The sequence below is a fragment of the Streptomyces sp. NPDC036764 genome, from assembly GCF_055609385.1.
The window spans coordinates 163,760-189,399 of record NZ_JBVJPT010000006.1 but is presented as its reverse complement, the minus strand read 5'-3'; the positions used below and the strand labels follow the sequence as shown (position 1 = coordinate 189,399).

The following is a 25,640-nucleotide window of genomic DNA, read 5'->3' as shown; positions in this document are numbered from 1 at the left end:
TGCCCTCGCCAGCCGATCTACTCGTGAGTAGCATCCTGACCATGGCAGACACGCAGCAGGTTGACCAGAAGGCCGAGCGCAGGGTGGCCAAGCTGGCCAAGCAGATGAACTCCTTCGCGAAGTCCCACGGCGGCGCCGAGGTCCAGGTGGCCTACATCGGCGAGCGGGGCGCCCGGATCGTGCTCGTGGGCGAGGACGGCGGCTGGGGAGACCTGGTGGCACCGTCGTACGAGATCGCCGAGAAGGCGGTGGAGAAGGCCGGGATCACCCGCCACGAGTCCTTCGACGGCGAGTTCGCGGCGAAGGTGACGACCGGCCCGTACGAGTGGAAGCGCATGGCGGGCATCCAGATCGGCGGCTGAGTCACGCCATTTCCCGAGCCGCTCCCTCCTTCCGCAACACCTAGTCACCGGTTCACCCGTTAGGACCTGTAGCAAGCGCAGTCCACCCACGGGGAGCCCGGATGATCGACACGCCGTTCCTCGTGGACCAGTACTGCCACGGCGTACTGCGAACGGAGCTGGGCCTCGGCACCTTCGAGGCCCAGTTGGCCCGCACCGAGGGCCCGCCGGCGCCGGGCACCACCCTCTTCGACACCCAGACGGGTTTCGCCGTACGACGCTGGTGCCCCCCTCTGCTGGGCCTGGAACCGCACTGCCGGCCCGCCCGCTATCTGGCCCGGCGTCGTGAACTCGGCGTACTGGAGGCGGGCCGGCGTCTGCTGCGGGGCAGCGGCATCACGACGTACCTGGTCGACACCGGACTGCCGGGCGATCTCACCGGCCCGCCCGAGATGGCGTCCGCGTCGTCCGCCAGGGCCCATGAGATCGTGCGCCTGGAACTCCTCGCCGAACAGGTCGCCGACACCTCCGGCACCGTCGAGTCCTTCCTGGCCAACCTCGCCGAGTCGGTGCACGGCGCGGCCGTGAACGCCGTGGCCTTCACCTCGGTCGCGGGCGTACGGCACGGCCTCGCGCTCGCGCCCGAGCCGCCGGGGCCCGGGGAGGTGCGGGGCGCGGCAGGGCGCTGGCTCGCGGCCCGCCGGGTCGGCGGCGAGCTGAGCGACCCCGTGCTCCTACGGCATCTGCTGTGGATCGCGGTCGCCTCCGGGCTGCCGCTCCAACTGCACGCGGGGCTGGGCGAGCCGGGCCTGCGCATCGACCGCACCGACCCGGTCCTGCTCACGGACTTCGTCCGCGCCACGGCCGGACTCGGCACCGACCTGGTCCTGCTGCACGGCTACCCGTACCACCGGCACGCCGCCCATCTGGCCGGCGTCTTCCCGCACGTCTACGCCGACTCCGGCGCAGCCCTCATCCGCACCGGCGCCCGCGCGGCCACGATCCTCGCCGAGATCCTGGAACTCGCCCCCTTCGGCAAGATCCTCTTCTCCACCGGCGCCCAGGGCCTGCCCGAACTGCACGTGGTGGGCGCCCGCCTCTTCCGCGAGGCCCTCGCCAGGGTGCTCGGCGGCTGGGTCGCCGAGGACGCGTGGTCGCTCGCGGACGCGCAGCGGGTGGCGGAGATGGTCGCGGCGGGGAACGCGCGCAGGGTGTACGGGCTGGAGTGACGGGGGGCTGGAGTGAGGGGGTTTACCGCCCGAGGCGTCCTGTACAGACTGGGCGGATGCAGACCGAGGTGTTACTCGACCGCTTCGTCACCGGCCTCAAGACCGCCCTGCCGCCGGCCGCCCCGCTCGCCGTCTGGGCCCACGGCTCACTGGCCGGCGGTGACTACCAGGAGGGCGTCAGCGACCTGGACCTGATCGTCGTCGCGGACGCACCGCTCACGCCCCGCACGATCTGGCGGCTGGCCCAACTGCACGCCCGGCTGCGGGCCGAGCCGCTCGCCGCGAAGCTGCACTGCACCTACCTGACGCCGGACGCGATGGACGACACCGGCCGGCGCCATCTCACCTGGGCGCACCAGGAGCTGTTCAAACGGTCGGTCAGCCCCGTCACCCGGCGCGAACTGCACACCTTCGGACGCGTGCTGCACGGTAAGGCCCCGGCCGGCCTGCTGCCGCCGGTCACGGACCGGGAGCTCGGCGACTTCGTCGTACGCGACCAGCGGGACTTCTGGCGGCCCGCCGTCGACAACGCCCGGCTGTGGACCCAGGACGTGTGGGTGGACCTCGCTCTGGTCACCTTCGCCCGCGCGGGCGTCACCCTGCGGGACGGCCGGCTGATCTCCAAGCGCGAGGCGCTGGAGCTGCTGCCCGGCCTCGGGGCACCCGTCGAGCTCGTCGAGGACATCCGCAGGCGCCGCTACGAGGATCCCGCGCCGCCCACCGAGGAGTGGACGGCGCGCCGGGCCGGGCTGACGCGGGACTACCTGGGACCGGCGATCGACGCGCTCGTGGCGTCGTACGCCTGAAGCGGCAGGTCGGGCACCTCCGGCTCGGGCCGCTCCCGCAGCGCGAGCAGGATGCGCAGGGTCGCGATCCAGACCAGGGCCGAGCCGAACATGTGCAGGCCGACCAGTACCTCCGGGAGGTCCGTGAAGTACTGGACGTAGCCGATGACGCCCTGGCCGAGCAGGATCAGGAAGAGGTCGCGGGTGCGGTTCAGGGGGCCCTTCGGTGCGTCGACCGCTTTGAGGACGAACCAGAGCGCGAAGGCCAGGGTGACCACGATCCACGCCAGCACGGCGTGCAGCTTGGTGACGGTCTCCCAGTCGACCGGCATCCGCTCGACCTCGCTGGAGTCGCCCGCGTGCGGGCCCGCGCCGGTGACCACCGTGCCGAGGAGGATCAGCAGCACCGAGGCCGCGACCAGGACCCACACAAGCTGCTGCACCGCCTTGCCCACCAGGGGACGCGGCGCGCCGTCGCCCTCGCGGGCGCGCTGCCACATCACCGTGGCGACGGCGATCAGCGCGGAGGTCGCCACGAAGTGGGCCGCGACCGTGTACGGGTTCAGTCCGACGAGGACGACGATGCCGCCGAGCACGGCGTTGCTCATCACGATCCAGAACTGCGCCCACCCGAGGCGGGTCAGGTCCCGCCGGTACGGCTTCGTCGAGCGCGCGGCGATGATCGCCCAGCCGACCGCCGCGCACAGCACGTACGTCAGCATGCGGTTGCCGAACTCGATGGCGCCGTGCAGGCCCATCTCGCTGGTGGCGGTGAGCGAGTCGTCGGTGCACTTGGGCCAGGTCGGGCAGCCGAGCCCGGACCCGGTCAGGCGTACCGCACCGCCGGTGACCACGATGAGCACCGACATCACGAGCGCGGCGAGCGCCGCCCGCCGGACCGTCCTCGGGGTGGGGGTCCAGCGTGCGGCGATGAAGGCGAGCGGGTTGCGCACTGCCGCTACGGCGTCGGCGCGGGTCACGTTTGGCACGCGCCCTATCGTAGGCGCCCGCTTGTGCACGGTTTCACGAGGGTCCCGGACCGGGGTCCGCGGGCCTACTCCCAGCGGAAGAACCGCCCCGCCGCGGCCAGTCCCACGACCGCCCACACGGCCAGGATCCCCAGGTCGCCCCACGGCATCCCGGCCCCGTGCTGGAGGACGTCCCGCAGCCCGTCGGAGAGCGCGGAGATGGGCAGCAGACCCAGGACGTCCTGGGCGGCGGCCGGGAACTTGTCCAGCGGCACGATCACCCCGCCGCCGACGAGCAGCAGCAGGAACACCAGGTTGGCGGCGGCCAGTGTGGCCTCGGCCTTGAGCGTGCCGGCCATCAGCAGGCCGAGCCCGGAGAAGGCCGCGGTGCCGAGCACCAGCAGAAGCAGGACGGCCAGCGGGTTGCCGTGCGGCGACCAGCCCAGCGCGAACGCGATCACCGTCAGCAGCACGATCTGCAGGACCTCGGTGACCAGCACCGACACCGTCTTCGCCGTCATCAGGCCCCAGCGCGGCAGCGGTGAGGAGGCCAGCCGCTTCAGCACTCCGTACCGGCGCTCGAAGCCCGTGGCGATGGCCTGCCCCGTGAACGCCGTCGACATCACGGCGAGCGCGAGGATGCCGGGGGCGAGGAAGTCGACGGCCTCGCCGGCACCCGTGTCGACGATGTCCACCGAGCTGAAAAGGACCAGCAGCAGGGTGGGGATCACCACCGTCAGCAGGAGCTGCTCGCCGTTGCGCAGCAGCATCTTCGTCTCCAGGGCCGCCTGTGCCCCGATCATGCGGGGGAGGGGGGCGGCGCCCGGCTTCGGGGCGTACGTACCCGTACCCCTACCTGTACCGAGGGTGGTCACGAGCGCAGCTCCTTGCCGGTCAGCTCCAGGAAGACGTCCTCCAGAGTGTGCCGCTCCACCGAGATCCGGTCCGGCATCACCCCGTGCTGTGCGCACCACGACGTCACCGTCGCGAGCAACTGGGGGTCGACCTTGCCGCCGACGCGGTACGAACCCGGCGTCAGCTCCGCCGCCGTGCAGTCGGCGGGCAGGGCCTTGAGCAGGGATCCCACGTCGAGGCCGGGGCGGCCGGTGAAGCGGAGGGTGTTCTCGGCGCCGCCGCGGCACAGGTCCTCGGGGGAGCCGTGGGCGATGACGCGGCCGGCGTCGATGATCGCGACGTCGTCGGCGAGCTGCTCGGCCTCGTCCATGTAGTGGGTGGTGAGGATCACGGAGACGCCGTCGGCGCGCAGGTCGCGGATCAGGTCCCAGGTGGCCCGGCGGGCCTGTGGGTCCAGCCCGGCGGTCGGCTCGTCCAGGAACACCAGCTCCGGGCGGCCGACCACGGCCATGGCGAGCGCGAGCCGCTGCTGCTGGCCGCCGGAGAGGCGCCGGTAAGCGGTCCGGCCGCAGGTGCCGAGGCCGAGGCGCTCGATGAGGGCGTCGACGTCCAGGGGATGCGCGTGCAGCTTGGCCACATGGCGAAGCATCTCGTCGGCCCGTGCGCCCGAGTAGACGCCGCCGGACTGGAGCATCACGCCGATCCGGGGCCGCAGCGCCCCGGACTGTCGCACCGGGTCGAGCCCCAGGACCCGCACGGTGCCGGAGTCCGGTCTGCGGTATCCCTCGCAGGTCTCGACGGTCGTGGTCTTGCCCGCGCCGTTGGGTCCGAGTACGGCGGTGACACCCGCGTGGGCCACCAGGTCGAGACCGTTCACCGCGGTTTTGTCGCCGTACCGCTTCACCAGGGCCTGGACCTGGAGCACGGGCTCAGTTCGCATGGCTCCAGAGTCTAGGTAGGCGGACGGTGCCCCGGACGGCCGGGTTCACATCTGCTCATACGGCCGTCCTCATACCTCCTCGGCGCGGGGCCGGTGGATCCCCAGCCACCGCTGGGCGTACGCCACCGCGTCGGCCATGGGAAACAGCCGGACGTCGGCCGCGCCCACCTTCCCGCGCACGACGCGACGGTCCCGCTCGAAGTCATGGCCCAGCTCGTCGAACCGCTCCGAGGTGATGGACACCTCGGTCACCACCTCCCAGCCCGCGGGCCCCGGCCGCCCCACCTTCACCAGCGGTGACGGGATCCGGTACTCGGCCAGATGGAAGCTGGTGCAGGTGTCGTAGCCGGCGCCGAGCAGCAGCACGCGCGCGTGCAGCGCCTCCAGCCGGGCCAGCGGGCTGCGCTCGCCGAGCCGGCAGTCGAGCGCGTGGCCCGCGACGATCTCGGCCGCGCGCGGGCCGACGGCGGCGAAGGACGTCTGCGGATGCGCGCTGCGCAGGGCGCCCGGCCAGGTCCGTACCGTCTCCGGGATGACGCCGACCCCGCGCGTGGGCGTGACGGCAGGGTCGTACGCGGGCATCGTCGCCCGAATGGCCTCCCACCACTCCTCGGGAACGGGCGGGTTGCTCCACACCGCCGGATCCGAGAGGTCGCCGGTCTGGGTGGGGACCACCAGCGTGCCCTCGGGACCGAGGGCGTCGAGCAGTCCCTGGACCACCGCGACGGGGCCTCCGCAGACCCAGCCGAGGGAGCTGAGGGAGGAGTGCGCGAGGAGCGTCTCACCGGATCGGACGCCCAGCTCGCGAAGTTGTGCGGCGAGGGTGTCCCGAGTGACAAGAGGGCCGGTCGGAGGGGGTATGGGCATGCTTCCGGAGTGTTCCGGAAGGGGCCTCGCGGCGCCACCGGTTTGATCGATCAAAGATCGTTTCCGCAGGTCAGATTAGGTATGCCTAAGTGACGCAGGGCACCGTCGACGGACGTGGACGCCGCTTGCCTGGCTTTGAGGAATTACGCAACAATGGCGTTGTGAAAAACGTCGGCGAGGCTCGGGAGACCCCCACGGGGCCCCCTCAGGAGGAGCTCGCGACCGGGGAGCGCTCCACGCGCAACCGGGTCGCGCGATCCATCCTGGACCACGGGCCGTCGACCGTCGCCGACCTGGCCGGCCGCCTGAGGCTCACCCAGGCCGCCGTGCGCAGGCATCTGGACGCGCTGGTCGCCGATGACGTCGTGGAGCCCCGGGAACAGCGGGTGTACGGCACGCGTACGCGCGGCCGTCCCGCCAAGGTCTTCGCGCTCACCGACTGCGGCCGCGACGCCTTCGACCAGTCGTACGACAAGCTCGCAGCGGACGCCCTGAAGTGGATCGCCGAGCGCGAGGGCGGGAGCGAGGCGGTCGCCGCCTTCGCCCGCGCCCGGATCGCCTCCCAGGCGAGCGCCTATCGCAAGGCGATCGAGGCCGTCAGCCCCGATGAGCGGACCGAAGCCCTGGCCAAGGCCTTGAGCGTGGACGGGTACGCTGCTACGGCGCGCAGCGCACCCCTCCCCCAAAAGGGCGAGCAGCTCTGCCAGCACCACTGCCCGGTGGCGCATGTCGCGGAGCAGTTCCCCCAACTGTGCGAGGCGGAGACGGAGATCTTCGCCGAGCTGCTCGGAACGCACGTCCAGCGTCTGGCGACCATCGCGCACGGCGACGGCGTCTGCACGACGTTCATCCCGAAGATTTCCCATAACACCGATAACGCATCTGCAAGCACGGCCGGGAGGAACCCCGCATGACTCTCCCCATCGAGGAGACTGCCCACCCTGAGCTCGACGGCCTGGGCAAGTACGAATACGGCTGGGCCGACTCCGACGAAGCCGGCGCCTCTGCGAAGCGCGGTCTGAGCGAGGACGTCGTCCGTGACATCTCCGCGAAGAAGAACGAGCCGGACTGGATGACCAAGCTCCGCCTCAAGGGTCTGCGGCTGTTCGACAAGAAGCCCATGCCGAACTGGGGCTCGGACCTCTCGGGCATCGACTTCGACAACATCAAGTACTTCGTGCGCTCCACGGAGAAGCAGGCGGAGTCCTGGGAGGACCTGCCCGAGGACATCAAGAACACCTACGACAAGCTGGGCATCCCGGAGGCCGAGAAGCAGCGCCTCGTCGCCGGTGTCGCCGCCCAGTACGAGTCGGAGGTCGTCTACCACCAGATCCGCGAGGACCTGGAGGAGCAGGGCGTCATCTTCCTCGACACCGACACCGCGCTGAAGGAGCACCCGGAGCTCTTCAAGGAGTACTTCGGCACCGTCATCCCGGTCGGTGACAACAAGTTCGCGTCGCTGAACACCGCCGTGTGGTCGGGCGGCTCCTTCATCTACGTCCCGAAGGGCGTGCACGTCGAGATCCCGCTCCAGGCCTACTTCCGCATCAACACGGAGAACATGGGCCAGTTCGAGCGGACCCTGATCATCGTCGACGAGGGTGCCTACGTGCACTACGTCGAGGGTTGTACGGCCCCGATCTACAAGTCGGACTCGCTGCACTCCGCGGTCGTCGAGATCATCGTCAAGAAGAACGCCCGCTGCCGTTACACGACCATCCAGAACTGGTCGAACAACGTCTACAACCTGGTCACCAAGCGCGCCGTCGCCTACGAGGGCGCGACCATGGAGTGGATCGACGGCAACATCGGCTCCAAGGTGACGATGAAGTACCCGGCCGTCTACCTGATGGGCGAGCACGCCAAGGGCGAGACCCTGTCCATCGCCTTCGCGGGCGAGGGGCAGCACCAGGACGCCGGCTCCAAGATGGTCCACATGGCGCCGAACACCTCCTCCAACATCGTGTCGAAGTCCGTGGCGCGTGGTGGCGGCCGTACCTCGTACCGCGGTCTGGTCGAGATCGGCGAGGGCGCCCACGGCTCGAAGTCCAACGTGCTGTGCGACGCGCTGCTCGTGGACACCATCTCCCGCTCCGACACGTACCCCTACGTGGACGTCCGCGAGGACGACGTGTCCATGGGCCACGAGGCGACCGTCTCCAAGGTCTCCGAGGACCAGCTCTTCTACCTGATGAGCCGCGGTCTGAGCGAGTTCGAGGCGATGGCCATGATCGTGCGCGGCTTCGTCGAGCCGATCGCCAAGGAGCTGCCCATGGAGTACGCCCTCGAGCTCAACCGGCTGATCGAGCTGCAGATGGAAGGCGCGGTCGGTTAAGACCGGGTCCTCGGTAAAGCAGCTAGCGAAATCTGACGTAGGAAGAGAGCAGACCGACAGCCATGGCTGAGGCTCAGAACATCCCGGTGGGGTCCACCACCGCCGGCGCGGTGGCCGTTGCCGCCGAGTCGACCGTCGCCACGCGCATGAGCGCGCCGCCGTCCTTCGACGTGGCGGACTTCCCGGTCCCGCACGGCCGCGAGGAGGAGTGGCGGTTCACCCCGCTGGAGCGCCTGCGCGGGCTGCACGACGGCACCGCCGTGGCGACCGGCGACGGCCTCCAGGTCACCGTCGAGGCCCCCGAGGGCGTCACCGTCGAGACCGTCGGCCGCGACGACGCGCGCCTCGGCAAGGCGGGCATGCCCGTGGACCGGGTCGCCGCCCAGGCGTACTCGGCGTTCGAGAAGGCCGGTGTGATCACCGTCCCCAAGGAGACGGTCCTCACCGAGCCGATCCGGATCGCCGTGCACGGCGAGGGCGGGGTCGCCTACGGCCACCAGGTCGTGGAGCTCGGAGCCTTCGCCGAGGCCGTCGTCGTCATCGACCACACCGGTGACGCCGTGCTCGCCGCCAACGTCGACTACATCCTGGGCGACGGCGCCAAGCTCACCGTCGTCTCCGTCCAGGACTGGGACGACAAGGCCGTGCACGTGGGCCAGCACAACGCGCTGATCGGCCGGGACGCCACCTTCAAGTCGTTCGTGGTCACCTTCGGCGGCGACCTCGTACGCCTCCACCCGCGCGTGGCCTACGCCGGCACCGGTGGCGAGGCCGAGCTCTTCGGCCTCTACTTCACCGACGCCGGCCAGCACCAGGAGCACCGTCTCCTGGTCGACCACAACACCCCGCACTGCAAGTCCAACGTCGCCTACAAGGGCGCGCTCCAGGGCGAGGACGCGCACGCGGTGTGGATCGGCGACGTGCTGATCGAGGCCAAGGCCGAGGGCACGGACACCTACGAGATGAACCGCAACCTGGTTCTGACCGACGGCGCCCGCGTCGACTCCGTGCCGAACCTGGAGATCGAGACCGGCGAGATCGTCGGCGCCGGCCACGCCTCGGCGACCGGCCGCTTCGACGACGAGCAGCTCTTCTACCTGATGGCCCGCGGCATCCCGGCAGACGAGGCCCGTCGCCTGGTGGTGCGCGGCTTCTTCGCCGAGCTCGTCCAGCAGATCGGCGTCGACGACATCGAAGAGCGCCTCCTCGTGAAGATCGACGAGGAGCTGGAGGCCACGGTCTGATGGCTTTCGTACGCGCCTGTGGGCTGAGCGAGCTGGAGGAGGACACCCCGAAGCGGGTGGAACTCGACGGCACGCCGGTCTCGGTCGTGCAGACCGAGGGGGAGGTGTTCGCCATCCACGACATCTGCTCGCACGCGAACGTCTCGCTCTCCGAGGGCGAGGTGGAGGACTGCCAGATCGAGTGCTGGCTGCACGGCTCCGCGTTCGACCTCAGAACCGGCAAGCCGTCCGGCCTTCCCGCGACGCGCCCCGTCCCCGTATACCCCGTAAAGATCGAAGGGGACGACGTGCTCGTCTCCCTCACCCAGGAGTCCTGAGGCACCCATGGCAACGCTTGAAATCCGAGACCTGCACGTCACCGTCGAGGCCGACAACGCCACGAAGGAGATCCTCAAGGGCGTCGACCTCACCGTGAAGCAGGGCGAGACGCACGCCATCATGGGCCCCAACGGCTCCGGCAAGTCGACGCTCGCCTACTCACTGGCGGGTCACCCGAAGTACACGATCACCGGCGGTTCCGTCACCCTCGACGGCGAGGACGTCCTGGAGATGTCCGTCGACGAGCGCGCCCGCGCCGGCCTGTTCCTGGCGATGCAGTACCCGGTCGAGGTCCCCGGCGTCTCGGTCTCCAACTTCCTGCGCACCTCCGCCACCGCCATCCGCGGCGAGGCCCCCAAGCTGCGCACCTGGGTGAAGGAGGTCAAGGAGGCCATGGAGCGCCTCAACATGGACCCCTCCTTCGCCGAGCGCAACGTCAACGAGGGCTTCTCCGGCGGTGAGAAGAAGCGCCACGAGATCCTTCAGCTCGAGCTGCTCAAGCCGAAGGTCGCGATCCTCGACGAGACCGACTCCGGCCTGGACGTCGACGCTCTGCGCGTCGTCTCCGAGGGCGTGAACCGGGTCCGCGAGACCGGCGAGGTCGGCACGCTGCTGATCACCCACTACACGCGCATCCTGCGCTACATCAAGCCCGACCACGTGCACGTCTTCTCCGCGGGCCGCATCGTCGAGTCCGGCGGCGCCGAGCTCGCCGACAAGCTGGAGAACGAGGGCTACGAGGCATACACGAAGGGTGGCGCATCCGCGTGACACAGATGCCGGGCCTCCTCGACACCGAGGCGCTCCGCAAGGACTTCCCGATCCTGGACCGCGTCGTCCACGACGGCAAGAAGCTCGTGTACCTGGACAACGCGGCGACCTCGCAGACGCCGCGCCAGGTGCTCGACGTGCTCTCCGAGTACTACGAGCAGCACAACGCCAACGTCCACCGTGGCGTGCACGTCCTCGCCGAGGAGGCCACGGCGCTGTACGAGGGCGCGCGCGACAAGGTCGCCGAGTTCATCAACGCGCCTTCGCGCGACGAGGTGATCTTCACCAAGAACGCCTCCGAGTCGCTGAACCTCGTGGCCAACATGCTGGGCTGGGCCGACGAGCCCTACCGGGTGGACCACGAGACCGAGATCGTCATCACGGAGATGGAGCACCACTCCAACATCGTGCCGTGGCAACTGCTCGCGCAGCGCACGGGTGCGAAGCTGAAGTGGTTCGGCCTCACCGACGACGGCCGTCTCGACCTGTCCAACATCGACGAGATCATCACGGAGAAGACGAAGATCGTCTCGTTCGTGCTGGTGTCGAACATCCTGGGCACGGTCAACCCGGTCGAGGCGATAGTGCGCCGTGCGCAGGAGGTCGGTGCGCTGGTCTGCATCGACGCCTCGCAGGCCGCGCCGCACATGCCGATGGATGTCCAGTCGCTCCAGGCCGACTTCGTGGCCTTCACCGGCCACAAGATGTGCGGTCCGACCGGCATCGGTGTGCTCTGGGGCCGCCAGGAGCTGCTGGAGGACCTGCCCCCGTTCCTCGGCGGCGGCGAGATGATCGAGACCGTGTCGATGCACTCGTCGACGTACGCTCCCGCCCCGCACAAGTTCGAGGCGGGCACGCCCCCGATCTCCCAGGCGATCGGTCTGGGCGCGGCGATCGACTACCTCAACTCGATCGGCATGGACAAGATCCTCGCCCATGAGCACGCGCTCACCGAGTACGCGGTGAAGCGGCTGGCGGAGGTCCCGGACCTCAGGATCATCGGCCCGACCACGGCCGAGGACCGGGGCGCCGCGATCTCCTTCACCCTCGGCGACATCCACCCGCACGACGTGGGCCAGGTCCTCGACGAGCAGGGCATCGCCGTCCGGGTCGGCCACCACTGCGCGCGGCCGGTCTGCCTGCGGTACGGAATTCCTGCGACCACGCGAGCGTCGTTCTATCTGTACTCCACGCCGGCCGAGATCGACGCTCTGGTGGACGGCCTGGAGCACGTCCGGAACTTCTTCGGCTGACGGGACGAGCGATCGCATGAAGCTGGATTCGATGTACCAGGAAGTCATCCTGGACCACTACAAGAACCCGCACGGGCGGGGCTTGCGGGATGGCGATGCCGAGGTGCACCACGTCAACCCGACGTGCGGCGATGAGATCACCCTGCGCGTGAAGTACGACGGCACGAAGATCGAGGACGTCTCGTACGAGGGCCAGGGCTGTTCCATCAGCCAGGCGAGCGCGTCCGTACTGAACGAACTCCTCGTCGGCAGGGACCTCTCCGACGCGCAGAAGATCCAGGAGACCTTCCTGGAGCTGATGCAGTCCAAGGGGAAACTCGAGCCGGACGATGCGATGGAGGAGGTTCTGGAGGACGCGGTCGCGTTCGCCGGCGTCTCCAAGTACCCGGCACGGGTCAAGTGCGCCCTCCTGAGCTGGATGGCGTGGAAGGACGCGACGGCCCAGGCCCTGGGCGGAGCCGACGCCGAAAGGAAGACGGCATGAGCGAGACCGTTGAGATGAAGCCGGCCTCGGAGGAAGAGGTCCGTGAGGCGCTGTACGACGTCGTCGACCCCGAGCTGGGTATCGACGTCGTCAACCTCGGCCTGATCTACGGCATCCACATCGACGACGCGAACATCGCGACGCTCGACATGACCCTGACCTCGGCGGCCTGCCCGCTGACCGACGTCATCGAGGACCAGGCGAAGTCAGCCACGGACGGCCTCGTCAACGAGCTGCGCATCAACTGGGTCTGGATGCCGCCGTGGGGCCCGGACAAGATCACGGACGACGGCCGCGAGCAGCTTCGGGCGCTCGGGTTCAACGTCTGAGACCCCCCGTTCACGATGAGGCGGCGGCACCTGCCCGGGTGCCGCCGCTTTCTCGTGCCCGGGCCGACGCGGCTCAGGCCAGCCCGTCCACCAGCCGGAAGGACGAGTCCGCCAGAAACAGGGAGCTGTGGTCGTAGCGCTCCAGGCGGACGACGAAGTTCTTGTGCCGGAGGAAGTGGCCCTGGTAGTTGACCGACTCCAGCATCGTCGCGCCGGAGTCGTAGGAGGAGCCGCGCGGGCAGAAGGTGGCGTCCTGGGCGAACAGGGCGGAGCCGTCGTTGCGTTCGGTACGCAGGACGAAGTTGCGGTGGCGCAGATACCTCCCGTCGCGCGTGGCGAAGGAGTAGCAGGAGCTGTCGGCCAGGCCCTTGACCTGCTTGAAGGTGGAGTCCTCGCGGGACTCGGAGCCGCGGACCTGGTCGAGGCCCACCCGGCCGTCGCTCATGTGCCAGTAGCGGTCGGGGTAGTTGACCGAGCGGACGGAGCGCCAAGTGGTCGTGCCGGCCGGGGGCTTCGGGGCCTTCGTCGGTGAACCGGCGTCGCCGGAAGGCGACTTGGACGGCGCCGGCTTGGGCGTTGTGGCGTCCTGCTGACGGGGCGCCTCGGTCGTCGACTTCTGCGTCGACAGGCCGCTCTTGCCCTTCGGGGGAGCCGTCTTGGACGGAGTGGCGAAGGAGATCAACCCGGGGACCGTGGCGTCCGCGGGGGCCGACGCCCCGGCTGAATCACCGTCAGGGTTCTTCTCGGATATGGCTATTGCCGTGATGCAGGCGATGATCGTCGCCATCGCCATCCCGCCCGCGAGCCACAGGCGGCGCGTTCCCGGTGCCCGCGAGGTGTCCGGGGCCCAGCCGTTCTCCCAGGGTTGGTCCTGAGACGGCCGGGACTTGTTTTCAGGCATGCGGTGTTCCTCCAGCGGCGTCACGAGACGACAGCCGCGGCTGTGAAGGACCGGTATGTGAACGGTGAAACACTAGTGGACCCAGTGGTTCGGGAATAGCTGTTTGGAACGAGCTGTGTCCACATCGATTTCTCACCGTGCCGCCGGTCCCGAGCCATCCGACCGTGCCGCGGTGCCGGCCTGAACCGGGGCTGCCCGCGGCGCAGTTCGGGGCGTGCGGGCGGACGCGGGCGAAGTCCGTGCGCTGAGCAGGGCATCATGGCCGGCAGCACCGTAGTTCACGCACCGACAGGAGTTCCCGGATCATGGTCCACCGCGTTCCCCGTGCCCTTCGCCGAGCGCCGGCGGTCGCGGCTCTGTGCGGTGCGCTCGCCCTCGCCGTCGGCGGTTGCACGGCGTCCGACGGCGGGGGCGGCGCCGCACCGGACCGCTCCACCGCCCCCTCGGCCACGGGCCCGGGCGGCGAGGGAGAGGTGGAGCTGCCCGAGCCGGGCATCGACTTCGACTACCAGATCGGCGGTGCCTACAAGCCGCCGAACGGCGTGGAAGCGGTCTCCCGCGACCGAACCGCCGAGCCCGCGCCCGGCGTGTACAACATCTGCTACGTCAACGCCTTCCAGGCCCAGCCGGACGCAGCGGACTGGTGGGAGGACCACGCCCCCGACCTGCTGCTGCGTGACGACGACGGCACTGCGGTCGTCGACCGGGACTGGGACGAGATCCTGCTGGACATCTCCACGGCCGCCAAGCGCGAACGGCTCGTGGGGATCGTGGGCAAGTGGATCGACGGCTGCGCGGATGCCGGCTTCCAGGCCGTCGAGGCGGACAACCTCGACTCCAACGAGCGGTCCGACGGGCTGCTGACCGCCGACGACAACGTGGCCTTCGGCAAGCTGCTCGCCGCCCGCGCCCACGACGCCGGTCTGGCGATCGGCCAGAAGAACGCCGCGTCTCTGGCGCGACAGGGCCGTGACCTCGGCTTCGACTTCGCGGTCGCCGAGGAGTGCGGCCAGTACGACGAGTGCGACACCTACGCGGACGCCTACGACGACCGGGTCTTCGTCATCGAGTACCGCGCGGACGGCCTCGCCGCCGCCTGCGCGCAATGGGGCGACGAGTTGTCGGTGGTGCTGCGCGACCTCGACGTCGTACCGGAAGGCGAGTCCGGGTACCGCCGCCGCACCTGCTGAGCCCTCAGTCGAGGACGGCTGTGGCCTCGAGCTCGACCAGGTGCTCGGGCACGTCGAGGGCCGCGACGCCCAGCAGCGTGGCCGGCGGGACGGGGGCGACCCCGAGCTTGGCGGCGGCCCGGGTGATGCCCTCCATGAGAAGAGGCATCTTGTCGGGGGTCCAGTCGACGACATGCAGGTTCAGCTTCGCCACGTCCTCGAAGGAGGCACCGGCCGCGGCCAGGGCGGTCGCGACGTTGAGGTAGCACTGCTCGACCTGTGCGGCGAGGTCGCCCGCCCCGACCGTGACGCCGTCCGCGTCCCAGGCGACCTGCCCGGCGACGAAGACCAGCTTCGAGCCGCCGGCGATCGCCACCTGACGGTAGGCGTCGACCTCCACGAGTCCGGCCGGGTTGATCAGGGTGATGGCCATGGTGTCCGCTCCTTGCACTCCGAGCCCGCGCTCCGCGCTCCGGGCTCGGGGCTCCGGGCTCTCACTCACTTGAGGTTACTCAGGAACCGTAGGAGAGTGAACGCCGACATGGAAGAACGCACTTTTCAGTGACTGGGGAACCTCATGGGTACCAAGCAGTTCAGCGGCTCGATCGACCAGGCGGACGTGACGCGCGCGGACTCCCTGGCCCGGGAGATCTTCACGGACATCGCCAACAAGTGGGCCCTGCTGATCATCGAGGCCGTCGGGGACCGCACCCTGCGCTTCAGCGAGTTGCACGGTGAGGTCGAGGGCATCAGCCACAAGATGCTCACCCAGAACCTGCGCATGCTGGAGCGCAACGGCCTGATCGAGCGCACCGTGTACCCCACGGTGCCGCCGCGCGTCGAGTACACCTTGACCGAGCCGGGCCAGGCCCTGCGGGTGACCATCGACGGCATGTGCGACTGGACCCACCGGTACATCGGCCACATCGAGCAGTCCCGCGACCTCTTCGAGGCGCGCAAGTCGTAACGGGCAGGATCGCGCGCGCCGTCGTTTCGCACGACGGACGGCTTGTGTACGGCCGTACGCATCGTTGTGTACGCTTGTACGCATGGGATACCTGCTGCTCGCCGGAGCCATAGCTGCCGAGGTGGCCGCCACGACCGCGATGAAGTACAGCGAGGGCTTCAGCCGGCTCCTGCCCTCGCTGCTGACCGCCCTCGGTTACCTGCTCTCCTTCACGCTGCTCGCCCAGACGCTGAAGACCGTCTCGGTGGGCACGGCCTACGCGATCTGGGCCGGCGTCGGCACCGCCGCCATCGCCACCATCGGGATCCTGTTCATGGGGGAGGGGATGACGGCCACCAAGGCCGCCGGCATCGCGCTGATCATCGTCGGTGTGGTCGTGCTGAACCTGGGCGGTGCGCACTGATGGCCCGGCGCTACGACCCCGAGCGGCGTCAGCGGATCATCGACGCCGCGATCCGGATCGTGCGGGAGAAGGGCATCGCCGGGCTCACTCACCGCACCGTCGCCACCGAGGCGGACGTACCGCTCGGCTCGACGACGTACCACTTCAAGACCCTCGACGACCTGCTGGTCGCCGCGTTGCGCCAGGCGAACGAGGGCTTCGCCAAGGTCATCGCCTCGTGCGGCGGACTCCAGGACCCGCAGGCCGACCTGGCCTCCGAACTCGCAAGCTGGATGGGCGAGTGGCTCGCGGGCGACCGCACGGGCGTGGAGCTGGAGTACGAGCTCTACCTGGCCGCCCTGCGCCGGCCCGCCCTGCGCCCGGTCGCCGCCGAGTGGGCCCGCGACCTCGCCGACTGCCTGTCCCCCGGCACCGACCCCGTCACGGCACGGGCGCTGGTGGCGCTGATGGACGGGATCTGCTTGCAGGTGCTGCTCACGGAGATGCCCTACGACGAGGCGTACGCGCGGGATGTGCTGCGCCGCGTGATCCCCTGACGTGCCCTGCGGGGCGGGCCCCTGACTTGCCGTGAACTCTTTGCCGCCCCGCGGGGAACAGGGGGTGACACGCTCAGCACGACACGACAGGGGGAGGCCTTGTGAGCGGACCACCGCCGCCGGCGGTAAGTGTGGCGAACGATGCCGAGGTCGTGGCCGGATCGCTGGAACAGCCCGAGCTGTTCGCCCGGCTCTACGACCGCTACGCGCCCGACATCCACCGGTACGCGGCACGGCGACTCGGGGAGGTGGCCGCCGACGACATCACGGCCGACACCTTCCTGACCGCCTTCCGCATCCGCGCCCGCTACGACCGCACCCGCCCCAGCGCACGGCCCTGGCTCTACGGCATCGCCGCCAACCTCATCGGCAAGCAGCGCCGTGCCGAGGTGCGGGCGCTGCGGGCGCTGGCCCGCACGGGGCACGACCCGGTGGCCGCCTCCTGGGTCGAGGACACCGACAGCCGCGTCGCCGCGCAGGGCCCGCTGGCCGACGCCCTCGCCTCCCTCTCGGCGGGCGACCGGCATGTGCTGCTCCTCGTGGCCTGGGCCGACCTCACCTACCAGGAGGTCGCCGAGGCGCTGGACCTCCCGGTGGGCACGGTCCGCTCCCGGCTCAACAGAGCCCGGCGCAAGGTGCGTACGGCGCTGGGCGCCGATCCGGCATTCGTGAGTGACGCGGCGGAGGTGGCGTGAGCGTGGACGAGATGACCCAGGTACGGGAAATGCGCGCCGACGCCCCCGTCGCCGACCGGGCGCGGTTGGCGCCGGGGCGGGCCCGGTTGGTCGAGGCGGCACTGACGGCGAGGCGGGGCCGGGTGACGTGGGGACGGCGTCCGCTGGTGATCGCCGCGGTCTTCGTCGCCGTGACGGCGGTCGTCATCACCGCGACGCTGCTGGCCCAAGGGCACCGGACGGGACGCGAGGCGCCGCCCGCCGTGGCGCCGGGCCTCGATCTGAAGGGGATGAGCGCGCCCGAGCTGCTGGAGTTCGCGGCGCGGACGGTGGAAGCGCAGCCACCGGTCGCCGAACCGCGCGCGGAGCAGTGGATCTACGCCAAGGAGACGCAGGAGGGGGACGACGACGCGGACTTCGAGCTGGAGAAGTGGCTCCGCTACGACGGTGCGAAGCTCGCCTCCTACCCCAGGCCCGGGGCCGAGGACCCGGGCCGGCTCGAGACGACCGAGCTGAACCTCGAAGGGCTCGGCGACGAGTACGACGACCGTTCGCCCCGCCAGTTGTACCGCTTCCTGGCCACCCTGCCGGCCGACGGCGAGGGCACGCTCAAGGCGCTGCGCGAGGAGAACGCCCTGGTCGACGACAAGAGCCTGACGCAGGCGGGGAACGACTACACCGAGCTCTCGGTCCTGCTCGACGCCTATGTCCAGCCCCCCAAGAGCCTCGCGGGCCTGTACCGCGCCCTGGCCACGATCCCGGGCGGCGAACTGGTCGACCACCTGGTCGAGGACGAGGCCGGCCAGTACGCCGTCGCCGTCAGGTTCCCCGAGCCCGGCCGTGAGGGCGAGAAGCACGCCGACGAGTGGCTGCTCGACCCCGTGACCTTCGAGGTCGTCGGCCAGCGCATGATCGAGGACGGCGAAGTGGTCGGCGGCAACGCGTACGTGGTGAAGGCGGTGGTGGACGAGGCGGGCCGGCGGCCCTGACATCTGACGCCGGACTGCGCCGGCCCGCGCCACGAGGGGAGCGCGGGCTGGCCGGTCGGGCAAGGGCCCGGGCGCCGGGGGCTCTCGCGAACGCGAAGGGACCCCGGCGCCCGTAGGCGCACCAGCCGGGCGGCTCGCACCCTGAGACGCCCCGCGCCCGAGTTCGCCCCGACACGCCCCGGCCGGTTAGGTTGCCCTCATGACCGACACGACTGCTCCTCGCACCACCGGCGCCGTGGCCGCCGGCCTCGCCACGATCGCCGCCGACGGCACCGTTCTCGACACCTGGTTCCCCGCGCCCGAGCTCGTCGCCGAGCCGGGCCCCTCCGGCAGCGAGCGGCTGTCCGCCGAGAAGGCCGTGGAACTGCTCGGCGAAGGCGCCGCGAAGGCGATCGGTCCGGACGCCCGCCGGGGCGTCGAGGTCGTCGCGGTCCGTACGGTCATCGCCTCGATCGACGAGAAGCCGATCGACGCGCACGACGTCTACCTGCGCCTGCACCTGCTCTCGCACCGCCTGGTCAAGCCGCACGGCCTGAGCCTGGAGGGCCAGTTCGGCTTCCTCGCCAACGTGGCCTGGACCTCGCTCGGCCCGGTCGCCGTCGACGACGTCGAGAAGGTCCGGCTGAACGCCCGCGCCGAGGGTCTGCACCTCCAGGTGACGTCGGTCGACAAGTTCCCGCGCATGACGGACTACGTGGCGCCCAAGGGCGTCCGTATCGCCGACGCCGACCGGGTCCGCCTGGGCGCCCACCTCTCCGAGGGCACCACGGTCATGCACGAGGGCTTCGTCAACTTCAACGCCGGCACCCTCGGCACGTCCATGGTCGAGGGCCGTATCTCCGCGGGCGTCGTGGTCGGCGACGGCTCCGACATCGGTGGCGGCGCCTCGACGATGGGCACGCTGTCCGGCGGCGGCAACGTGATCATCCGCATCGGCGAGCGCTGCCTGATCGGCGCCGAGGCGGGCGTCGGGATCGCGCTGGGCGACGAGTGCGTCGTCGAGGCGGGCCTGTACGTCACGGCCGGCACCCGCGTCACCATGCCGGACGGCCAGATCGTCAAGGCCCGCGAGCTGTCCGGCGCGTCCAACATCCTCTTCCGCCGCAACTCGGTCACCGGCACCGTCGAGGCCCGCCCGAACAACGCGGTCTGGGGCGGCCTGAACGAGATCCTGCACAGCCACAACTGACCGACCCCGACAGGCCGACAGGCGGCGCGCCACGCTCACGTACGGGTTACTCGTCGTGACCTCCCAGTGGTCCAGGCAGATGAACCGGTCGACGCAGTTTCCGATCACATGCCGAAACGACGAGACGAGGACCGAGCGCTGATGACGGGTCGAGTGAGGACTGACCGGCGGACCAGGACCGTGGTGCGACTGGTGGTCGGGGTGCTGGCCGCGGGAGCTGTGTGCTGGCTGCCGGCCGGGAACGCGTACGCCGACGAGACCAACACGGGCTCGCACAACGGCCCGCGGATCGGGCTGGTCAACGTGGGGCAGGTGGACGATCCGATGGAGGACGTGCTGGAGCACTTCCTGCTCTTCGGCGACGGGTACACCTGGGGCTGAGCGCGCAGGGCACGGCAGGGGCCGGGCACGTATCGCAGAAGGATGCGGTGCGGACCCGGCCCCTTTCCGTTCTCCGTACGATGGGCCCCCGCCCGGTCCCGTCCCGGCGACCCCGTCCCGTTGAATTCCTCTCGCACCCCAGGCATAGCCGCGGCGACCCGCACGCGTCACAAGGGGCAGGAGCGGCGGGCATCCGGCCCGCCCGGGGGGAAGAGAAGGTGACGATGGATGCCGAAGCGCAGGACAGCTTTCGGGAGTTCGTGGAGAACCGGTCGTCCGCGCTGCTGAAGACCGCCGTCCTGCTGTCCGGCGGCGACCGGCACGCGGGCGAGGACCTCCTCCAGAGCGCGCTGATGAAGGCGGCCGACCGCTGGCATCGCATCGACGAGCCGGAGGCGTACGTACGGCAGATCCTGTACCGGCAGCAGATCAGCCGCTGGCGGCTGAAGTGGCGGCGGCGCGAGCTGAGCGTCGCCGAGCCCCCGGAGGCCGCCGCAGGCCCGGACGGCGCGGCCGCCGCCGAACTGCGCCTGCTGATGCGCGGCGCGCTCGCCCGGCTGACCCCACGGCAGCGCACCGTCCTGGTGCTCCGCTACTTCGAGGACCTCCCCGAGGCCGACGTGGCCCGGATCCTCGGCTGCACGGTCGGCACCGTACGGTCCACGACCCACCGCTCGCTCGCCCGCCTGCGCTCCCTCGCGCCGGAGCTGGCCGCTCTCGACCCGGCCGCCCCCGAGCCGCGGCCGTCCCGTGACTTCTCACCCGTGGAGGTGCGTCCGTGAACGTCGAGGAACTCGTACGTGACTCCCTGCGGGAGCTTGCCGCCGAACAGCCGACGGCGGGGCCGGGGTTCGCCGACCGGGTGTTCGCCGGCCGTCGGCGCCGCCGCACCCGGCGGATCGCCTCCGTCGCCGCGGCCACCGCCGCCGTCGTCGGTATCGCCGTGGCGGTGCCGCTGCTGGACCCCGGCAAGGAGGACGTGCGCCCCGCGAACGTCCTGGACCAGGACGGCGTCCACGCCCACCCGGACCAGACGCCGCCACGGGACGTGATCGGGGCCGGGGACGCGGTCCTGGCCGCGTACTACACGGCACGGACCCGGCCGTTGACCGAGGAGCGTGCCGTCTCCGAGCGCACCTACTGGCTGCTCGACGCGAAGACCGGGAGGTACGAGAAGGACGCCCGGTGGTCCTTCGTCGCCGTCGCCCCCGGCATCAGGACCGCCGCCGTGCTGGAGCGGAATCTGCCCGCCCGCCGGATCGGCCTGCTCGACCTCGCGACGGGGGAGGTCGAGCGGTGGATCCCGGTCGGGCATCGGGTCGGCGGGCTCGCGTTCTCGTACGACGGCCGCCGGCTCGTCGCGACGACGTACGACGACAGCCCCGACGCGCGGATCAAGGAGAAGCTGTTCAATGCGGACGACAAGGAGGAGTGGGCGTGGATGCCCACCTGGGGCCAGTCGAGCCGGTCCGGCTTCTACGACCTCGACATCGCCACCGGCCGGGGCTCGTGGAGCGCGGTCGCACCCGACCGGAACGGCAACGCCCGCCAGGACTTCGCGTACAGCCGCACCGGTGATCTGGTGTACGAGCAGGTCGTCGGCGGCGCGGACGGCATGCAGAAGTTCTACGGCCTCCGGGGCCAGGAGGTGGCCGCCCCGGCGAACGAGAAGCATCTGCGCTCGGACGTCGCCGCGCGGCTGTCCCCGAGCGGGCGGCTGGCCGCCCTCGGCCTGACCAAGGAGGTCAACGGCTCGCCCGGCCGTTCCTACTCCTCGATCCGCGATCCCCGTACGGGCAAGGAGATCACCAAGGTCCGCGGAGGCCATCTGCTGGCCTGGGCCGACGACAAGCGGCTCATCGCCTGGGAGCGGGTGACCAGCCTGGACGAGGAGTACCGGCCGCGTCTGGTGCTGGTCACCATCGGCAGCGACAAGGTCGTACCCCTGAGCGGGGTCCGCGAGGAGACCCTGAACGCCGAGCCGCAGGAGTGGGAACCCGTCTTCGCCCGCCGGTGAGCTGCCGGTGATCAGCCGGCCGTGAGCGACTCGTACGCCGTCAGCAGCCCGTCGACCGCCTCGCGGCCGGCGGGGCGCAGCGGCGCGCGGACCGGGCCACCGGGCAGGCCGAGTCCGCCCAGGAGAGCCTTGGCGGTGACCGCGCCGGGGAGGCCCGCCGACATCATCGACTCGATCAGGGGCGTGGCGCGCTGCTGAAGCCGCGCCGCGCCCGCCGTGTCGCCCGCGTCGAACGCGTCCAGCACGGACCGCAGATGACGGGGGATCACATTGGCGACCGTGCTGATATACCCGGCCCCGCCCACCGCGTACAGCGCGAGGTTGTGCTCGTCGCAGCCCGCGTAGTAGGCCAACTCCGTACGGGCCAGCACCTTCTGGGCGCCGAGGAAGTCGTACGAACAGTCCTTCACCGCGACGATCCGGGGGTGCTGGGCGAGCCGGATCAGTGTCTCCGGCTCGATCCGGGTGCCGGTGCGGCCCGGGATGTCGTACAGCGCGATCGGCAGCCCCGCCGCGTCGGCGATCTCGCGGAAGTGCGCCTCGACGGCGTCCTGCGGGGGTCTGCTGTAGTACGGGGAGACCACCAACAGGCCGTCGGCGCCCGCCTTTTCGGCCGCCAGGGACAGTTCGACGGTGTGCCGGGTGTCGAAGGTGCCCACGCCCGCGACGATCGACGCCCGCTCGCCCACGGCCTCCCGGACGGCCCGGACCAGATCCGACTTCTCCGCGTCCGTCGTGGTCGGCGACTCGCCCGTCGTGCCGGAGAGCACCAGACCGTCGCAGCCCTCGTCCACCAGCTTGGAGGCGAGCCGCTGCGCGCCGTCGAGGTCCAGCGCCCCCGCCTGCGTGAAGGGCGTGATCATGGCGCACAGGGCGCGGCCGAAGGGCGCGGGCGAGGGTGCGGCGGAGGTGTCGGCAGGCGTCATGAGAGTAGTCTCGGCAAGGCGATCGTGTAGCTCCACTTAATTCTTCTACGAGGTATTGATAAGGGGTCCTGCGAAATGCGGACTGTTGGGTGCGTCGAGCGCGTCGACCTCGGCGAAGTCCCCTACGAGGACGCCGTACGGGACATGACCGACTGGGTCGGGCGGCGCCGCGCAGGCGAGATCCCGGACCGGCTCGCGCTCCTCAGTCACCCGCCCGTCATCACCTACGGCTCCCGCACGCCGCCCGCCGAACTCCCCGCGGACCTGACGGTCCCGCTCGTGCCCGTCGACCGCGGCGGTCAGGCCACCTACCACGGACCCGGCCAGCTCATCGGCTACCTCGTGCTCAACCTGCGCGAGCGCGGGCCCGGCGACATCGTGCGCTGGGTGGAGAACGGCCTGATCGCCGCCTGCGCCGACCTCGGCTTCGAGACGGTACGACGGGACACCCCCTCCGGTGCCCAGTCGCTGGTCGGGGTCTGGACGCCGGACGGGCGCAAGCTGGCGTCGATCGGCATGCGGATCAGGGGCGGAGTGACCAGCCACGGCTTCGCGCTCAACGTCACCTCCGACCTGGTCGAGTTCACGAGGTTCGTCGCCTGCGGACTGCCCGGCGTCGCGATGACCTCGCTCGCCGAACTCGCCGCCGAACAGGGGCGGTCGGCACCCTCGGAACAGGAGGTCAGGGACGCGGTGGCGCGGGCGCTGGGGGCGCGTTAGGCGGCCGCATGCCCTATGTCCAAATCCGGGCGTCATGGGTCACCATGGCCAGGACGGTCAACGACCCCTGGTCATGGGAGGCGTCATGAAGCTCGGCAAGGCACTCGCCACCGGCGTCGCTGAGGAGCGGCCGCAGACCCACGACGAAGAACTCCGGCTCGCCGACGAGATCCAGGACATCGAGACGCCCGCGTCCGAATCCGAAGAGGCCCCGGCCGCCCGATGAGGCTGCGGCTGCCGGAGGAACGCCCGACGGAGCCGCCGACCGGATACAAGATCGCCCACCCGATGCTGTCCCAGGACGGCACCCGGGCCGGGTTCACCGGTGTGTCGCTGGGCGGCGCGCTGCCGTACGGGGTCCTGGCCGACGCGTCCTGCGTCTACGGCCTGCGGCACCGGGCGCCGAGCCGCCGCTGCGACTGCGGCTTCCACTGTGTGCACGACCGCACGGCGGCCGAGGCGCTGCTGTGCACGGCCGAACACCGGGCGGCCGTACTTCTCGAAGTGACCGTGCTCGGCCGCTACATCCGCTTCGAACACGGCTTCCGTTACGCCCGTCAGCGGGTGCGCACCGCCACGGTCGGCCCGTGCGCCTGCGGCGCGGTCGCCACGGCCCTGGCCGACGCCGACTGGGGCCGCCCCCACTGGCGGGCGCTCGCCCCGTCCTGCGGGGGCTGCCTGCGCGGCCGTACGTCCGTCTCGCTGGCGGGGTTCGCCCGGCTTGCGGGGGAGGGGCTGCGGGTGGTCGCGGGCAAGGCGGTGTCCGTGGCGCCGGGCGACCTCGGGGCCGCCGGTGAACTCGGGGTGCCCGAACTCACCGCGGAGGCGGCGCTGTTGCAGGCCCGCCTCGACTGGTTCCAGGCGCAGTTGGCCCGGCTGGGCGAGCGCGGGCCGGGCGGCGGACGGGAGGGATAGCGGGGGCAGGTCCGGGTACCCGGGGGTTCCGAACCGAGAGGAGGCGGAACACCGTGACCGGGACCATGACCCCCGAGCCGGTGCGCGAGGAGCACCACTCCGTGGGCGAACTCGTCGCACAGGCGGGCGAACAGCTCTCCCGACTCGTACGACAGGAAGTCGCCCTCGCCAAGGAGGAGATGGCCGAGAAGGGCCGGCGGGCTGGTCGAGGCGGCGGCCTGCTGGGCGCGGCGGGCGCCGTCGCGTACGCCGGGCTGCTCTTCCTGGCCGCGGCCGCCACCGCCGCCCTCGCGCTGACGCTGTCCCTGTGGGCGGCGGCGCTCATCGTGACCGGGGTGCTGTTCGCGCTCGCGGCTCTGCTCGCGGCGACCGGCCGGGCCCAGTTGCGCCGGGCGGCACCACCCACACCTGAGGCGGCTCTCGGCAGCGTCAGGACGGACGTCGAGGAGATCAAAGGAAGGGCGCACCGATGACGGACAGGACTGCGGGGGACATACCCGGCGCGGCCGTGAATGCCGCCGAGGAGGCCAAGGGAGCCGAGGAGCTGCGTGACCAGATCGAGCGGACGCGCGGCGAACTCGGCGACACCGTGGCCGAGTTGCTGGAGAGGGCGGATGTGAAGGGCCGGGCCATGGCCCGCGCCGCCGACCTGAAGGACAAGGCGGGCGCGATGACCGTGCAACTGCGCAGCAGCGCCGCCCAGGCCGGCCACGCGATGCAGGACCGCGCGACACGAGCGGGACACGTCGTCCAGGACCGGGCGACCCGAGCCGGTCACACCGTCCAGGACCGGGCGACCGAAGCGGGCCACACGGTGGAGCACGGCGCACCGCGCCCCGTCCGCACGGTCGTCCAGGCCGGCCTGCGGCACCCCCGACCGGTGCTGGTCGCCGGAGCGGTGGTCGGAGCGCTGGTCGCGGCCTCGATACTGCGACGCAGGCGCGGCGGGCGCCGTTGAGACGGCGGCCCCGCCGGGTCCGGTTGGGACGCCGGCCCGGCGGGGTCGCAGACGTGGTGGGGGGGGGGGGGGGGGGGGGGGGGGGGGGAAGACCCCCCCCCCCCCCCCCCCGCCCCCCCAACCCCCCCCGCACCCCCCCGACGAAAACACCACCCCCCCCCCCCCCACCCCCCCCC

At 71.0% G+C, this 25,640-nt stretch carries 33 protein-coding genes; 26 read left to right on the top strand and 7 right to left on the bottom strand.

All coding sequences use genetic code 11. The features are described from left to right. The first annotated feature begins 41 nt into the window (after positions 1-41). The 3 genes from ACZ69Q_RS23700 (at position 42) to ACZ69Q_RS23690 (ending at position 2,376) form a co-directional block, all read left to right on the top strand. On the top strand, positions 42-362 hold the full coding sequence (locus ACZ69Q_RS23700; protein WP_471045086.1) for a hypothetical protein: 321 nt from the start codon (positions 42-44) through the stop codon (positions 360-362). Positions 363-463: 101 nt separating this feature from the next. After that, positions 464-1,570, top strand: a complete 1,107-nt coding sequence (locus tag ACZ69Q_RS23695) for an amidohydrolase family protein (RefSeq protein ID WP_471045083.1) — start codon at positions 464-466, stop codon at positions 1,568-1,570. Between the two features lie 56 nt (positions 1,571-1,626). Further along, complete coding sequence (locus ACZ69Q_RS23690) at positions 1,627-2,376, top strand: nucleotidyltransferase domain-containing protein (protein WP_471045081.1); 750 nt, start codon at positions 1,627-1,629, stop codon at positions 2,374-2,376. Here ACZ69Q_RS23690 and ACZ69Q_RS23685 read toward each other — a convergent pair. The 4 genes from ACZ69Q_RS23685 to ACZ69Q_RS23670 form a co-directional block, all read right to left on the bottom strand. Beyond that, on the bottom strand, positions 2,331-3,344 hold the full coding sequence (locus ACZ69Q_RS23685; RefSeq protein ID WP_471045079.1) for a COX15/CtaA family protein: 1,014 nt from the start codon (positions 3,342-3,344) through the stop codon (positions 2,331-2,333). The genes ACZ69Q_RS23690 and ACZ69Q_RS23685 overlap by 46 nt on opposite strands. A gap of 65 nt (positions 3,345-3,409) precedes the next feature. Next, on the bottom strand, positions 3,410-4,126 hold the full coding sequence (locus ACZ69Q_RS23680; RefSeq protein WP_471045583.1) for an ABC transporter permease: 717 nt from the start codon (positions 4,124-4,126) through the stop codon (positions 3,410-3,412). 68 nt (positions 4,127-4,194) lie between these two features. Further along, the gene (locus ACZ69Q_RS23675) at positions 4,195-5,118 is read right to left on the bottom strand and encodes an ABC transporter ATP-binding protein (protein WP_471045076.1); all 924 of its coding nucleotides are present in this window, start codon (positions 5,116-5,118) and stop codon (positions 4,195-4,197) included. A gap of 69 nt (positions 5,119-5,187) precedes the next feature. Then, positions 5,188-5,985 (bottom strand): AAC(3) family N-acetyltransferase, encoded by a 798-nt coding sequence (locus tag ACZ69Q_RS23670; RefSeq protein WP_471045073.1) that lies wholly within the window; start codon positions 5,983-5,985, stop codon positions 5,188-5,190. Positions 5,986-6,146: 161 nt separating this feature from the next. On the opposite strand from ACZ69Q_RS23670, the gene ACZ69Q_RS23665 reads away from it, so the two are divergent. From ACZ69Q_RS23665 to ACZ69Q_RS23630, 8 genes are all read left to right on the top strand, one after another. Next, entirely contained in the window at positions 6,147-6,899 is a 753-nt protein-coding gene (locus ACZ69Q_RS23665; protein WP_471045070.1) for a helix-turn-helix transcriptional regulator, read from the top strand. Continuing rightward, on the top strand, positions 6,896-8,320 hold the full coding sequence (gene sufB / locus ACZ69Q_RS23660) for a Fe-S cluster assembly protein SufB (RefSeq protein WP_471045067.1): 1,425 nt from the start codon (positions 6,896-6,898) through the stop codon (positions 8,318-8,320). Before ACZ69Q_RS23665 ends, sufB begins: the two co-directional genes overlap by 4 nt. Positions 8,321-8,382: 62 nt before the next feature. Next, positions 8,383-9,564, top strand: coding sequence for a Fe-S cluster assembly protein SufD (sufD, locus tag ACZ69Q_RS23655; RefSeq protein WP_471045065.1), 1,182 nt, complete (start codon positions 8,383-8,385; stop codon positions 9,562-9,564). Then, the gene (locus ACZ69Q_RS23650; protein ID WP_030948995.1) at positions 9,564-9,881 is read left to right on the top strand and encodes a non-heme iron oxygenase ferredoxin subunit; all 318 of its coding nucleotides are present in this window, start codon (positions 9,564-9,566) and stop codon (positions 9,879-9,881) included. Before sufD ends, ACZ69Q_RS23650 begins: the two co-directional genes overlap by 1 nt. 7 nt (positions 9,882-9,888) lie before the next feature. Further along, positions 9,889-10,653 (top strand): Fe-S cluster assembly ATPase SufC, encoded by a 765-nt coding sequence (sufC, locus tag ACZ69Q_RS23645; RefSeq protein ID WP_330353575.1) that lies wholly within the window; start codon positions 9,889-9,891, stop codon positions 10,651-10,653. Next, on the top strand, positions 10,650-11,906 hold the full coding sequence (locus ACZ69Q_RS23640; protein ID WP_471045061.1) for a cysteine desulfurase: 1,257 nt from the start codon (positions 10,650-10,652) through the stop codon (positions 11,904-11,906). The genes sufC and ACZ69Q_RS23640 overlap by 4 nt, the downstream gene beginning before the upstream one ends. A 16-nt stretch (positions 11,907-11,922) precedes the next feature. Continuing rightward, a complete protein-coding gene (sufU, locus tag ACZ69Q_RS23635) occupies positions 11,923-12,390 on the top strand; it encodes a Fe-S cluster assembly sulfur transfer protein SufU (RefSeq protein ID WP_471045058.1) in 468 nt (155 codons plus the stop codon). Further along, a complete protein-coding gene (locus ACZ69Q_RS23630) occupies positions 12,387-12,719 on the top strand; it encodes a metal-sulfur cluster assembly factor (protein ID WP_102911749.1) in 333 nt (110 codons plus the stop codon). Before sufU ends, ACZ69Q_RS23630 begins: the two co-directional genes overlap by 4 nt. 73 nt (positions 12,720-12,792) lie before the next feature. On the opposite strand, the gene ACZ69Q_RS23625 is transcribed toward ACZ69Q_RS23630, so the two are convergent. Next, complete coding sequence (locus ACZ69Q_RS23625; protein WP_471045055.1) at positions 12,793-13,620, bottom strand: AbfB domain-containing protein; 828 nt, start codon at positions 13,618-13,620, stop codon at positions 12,793-12,795. Between the two features lie 305 nt (positions 13,621-13,925). Between ACZ69Q_RS23625 and ACZ69Q_RS23620 the strand changes: the two genes are divergently transcribed. After that, positions 13,926-14,810, top strand: a complete 885-nt coding sequence (locus ACZ69Q_RS23620) for an endo alpha-1,4 polygalactosaminidase (RefSeq protein WP_471045053.1) — start codon at positions 13,926-13,928, stop codon at positions 14,808-14,810. A 4-nt stretch (positions 14,811-14,814) separates the two neighbouring features. Here the strand turns inward: ACZ69Q_RS23620 and ACZ69Q_RS23615 are convergent, their stop codons facing one another. Continuing rightward, positions 14,815-15,222 carry a RidA family protein gene (locus ACZ69Q_RS23615; protein WP_471045050.1) on the bottom strand — a complete coding sequence of 136 codons (408 nt, stop codon included), beginning with the start codon at positions 15,220-15,222 and terminating at the stop codon, positions 14,815-14,817. Between the two features lie 144 nt (positions 15,223-15,366). On the opposite strand from ACZ69Q_RS23615, the gene ACZ69Q_RS23610 reads away from it, so the two are divergent. The 9 genes from ACZ69Q_RS23610 to ACZ69Q_RS23570 all read left to right on the top strand — a co-directional run bounded on the left by ACZ69Q_RS23610 (position 15,367) and on the right by ACZ69Q_RS23570 (position 21,945). Further along, complete coding sequence (locus tag ACZ69Q_RS23610; protein ID WP_471045048.1) at positions 15,367-15,756, top strand: winged helix-turn-helix transcriptional regulator; 390 nt, start codon at positions 15,367-15,369, stop codon at positions 15,754-15,756. Between the two features lie 82 nt (positions 15,757-15,838). Further along, on the top strand, positions 15,839-16,159 hold the full coding sequence (locus ACZ69Q_RS23605) for a DMT family transporter (RefSeq protein WP_030958368.1): 321 nt from the start codon (positions 15,839-15,841) through the stop codon (positions 16,157-16,159). Beyond that, positions 16,159-16,695 carry a TetR/AcrR family transcriptional regulator gene (locus ACZ69Q_RS23600; protein WP_471045047.1) on the top strand — a complete coding sequence of 179 codons (537 nt, stop codon included), beginning with the start codon at positions 16,159-16,161 and terminating at the stop codon, positions 16,693-16,695. The genes ACZ69Q_RS23605 and ACZ69Q_RS23600 overlap by 1 nt, the downstream gene beginning before the upstream one ends. 101 nt (positions 16,696-16,796) lie before the next feature. Beyond that, the gene (locus ACZ69Q_RS23595) at positions 16,797-17,390 is read left to right on the top strand and encodes an RNA polymerase sigma factor (RefSeq protein WP_471045044.1); all 594 of its coding nucleotides are present in this window, start codon (positions 16,797-16,799) and stop codon (positions 17,388-17,390) included. 11 nt (positions 17,391-17,401) lie between these two features. Continuing rightward, positions 17,402-18,358 (top strand): CU044_5270 family protein, encoded by a 957-nt coding sequence (locus tag ACZ69Q_RS23590; RefSeq protein ID WP_471045582.1) that lies wholly within the window; start codon positions 17,402-17,404, stop codon positions 18,356-18,358. Between the two features lie 199 nt (positions 18,359-18,557). Then, positions 18,558-19,547: a 2,3,4,5-tetrahydropyridine-2,6-dicarboxylate N-succinyltransferase gene (dapD, locus tag ACZ69Q_RS23585; protein WP_471045041.1), complete on the top strand. Its 990-nt coding sequence runs from the start codon at positions 18,558-18,560 to the stop codon at positions 19,545-19,547. Between the two features lie 153 nt (positions 19,548-19,700). Further along, entirely contained in the window at positions 19,701-19,928 is a 228-nt protein-coding gene (locus tag ACZ69Q_RS23580; RefSeq protein WP_471045580.1) for a hypothetical protein, read from the top strand. A gap of 224 nt (positions 19,929-20,152) precedes the next feature. Beyond that, positions 20,153-20,710, top strand: coding sequence for a SigE family RNA polymerase sigma factor (locus tag ACZ69Q_RS23575; RefSeq protein ID WP_471045039.1), 558 nt, complete (start codon positions 20,153-20,155; stop codon positions 20,708-20,710). Beyond that, positions 20,707-21,945, top strand: coding sequence for a WD40 repeat domain-containing protein (locus ACZ69Q_RS23570; RefSeq protein WP_471045037.1), 1,239 nt, complete (start codon positions 20,707-20,709; stop codon positions 21,943-21,945). Before ACZ69Q_RS23575 ends, ACZ69Q_RS23570 begins: the two co-directional genes overlap by 4 nt. A gap of 11 nt (positions 21,946-21,956) precedes the next feature. Here ACZ69Q_RS23570 and dapA read toward each other — a convergent pair whose 3' ends face one another. Beyond that, the gene (dapA, locus tag ACZ69Q_RS23565) at positions 21,957-22,871 is read right to left on the bottom strand and encodes a 4-hydroxy-tetrahydrodipicolinate synthase (protein WP_471045036.1); all 915 of its coding nucleotides are present in this window, start codon (positions 22,869-22,871) and stop codon (positions 21,957-21,959) included. 75 nt (positions 22,872-22,946) lie between these two features. On the opposite strand from dapA, the gene lipB reads away from it, so the two are divergent. From lipB to ACZ69Q_RS23540, 5 genes are all read left to right on the top strand, one after another. Next, entirely contained in the window at positions 22,947-23,591 is a 645-nt protein-coding gene (lipB, locus tag ACZ69Q_RS23560; RefSeq protein ID WP_471045034.1) for a lipoyl(octanoyl) transferase LipB, read from the top strand. 85 nt (positions 23,592-23,676) lie between these two features. Beyond that, positions 23,677-23,817: a hypothetical protein gene (locus ACZ69Q_RS23555; protein ID WP_471045031.1), complete on the top strand. Its 141-nt coding sequence runs from the start codon at positions 23,677-23,679 to the stop codon at positions 23,815-23,817. Then, positions 23,814-24,506 (top strand): hypothetical protein, encoded by a 693-nt coding sequence (locus ACZ69Q_RS23550; protein WP_471045028.1) that lies wholly within the window; start codon positions 23,814-23,816, stop codon positions 24,504-24,506. Before ACZ69Q_RS23555 ends, ACZ69Q_RS23550 begins: the two co-directional genes overlap by 4 nt. A gap of 53 nt (positions 24,507-24,559) precedes the next feature. Then, positions 24,560-24,979: a phage holin family protein gene (locus ACZ69Q_RS23545; protein WP_471045026.1), complete on the top strand. Its 420-nt coding sequence runs from the start codon at positions 24,560-24,562 to the stop codon at positions 24,977-24,979. Next, on the top strand, positions 24,976-25,464 hold the full coding sequence (locus ACZ69Q_RS23540; protein WP_471045025.1) for a DUF3618 domain-containing protein: 489 nt from the start codon (positions 24,976-24,978) through the stop codon (positions 25,462-25,464). The genes ACZ69Q_RS23545 and ACZ69Q_RS23540 overlap by 4 nt, the downstream gene beginning before the upstream one ends. The last annotated feature ends 176 nt before the right edge of the window (positions 25,465-25,640 follow it).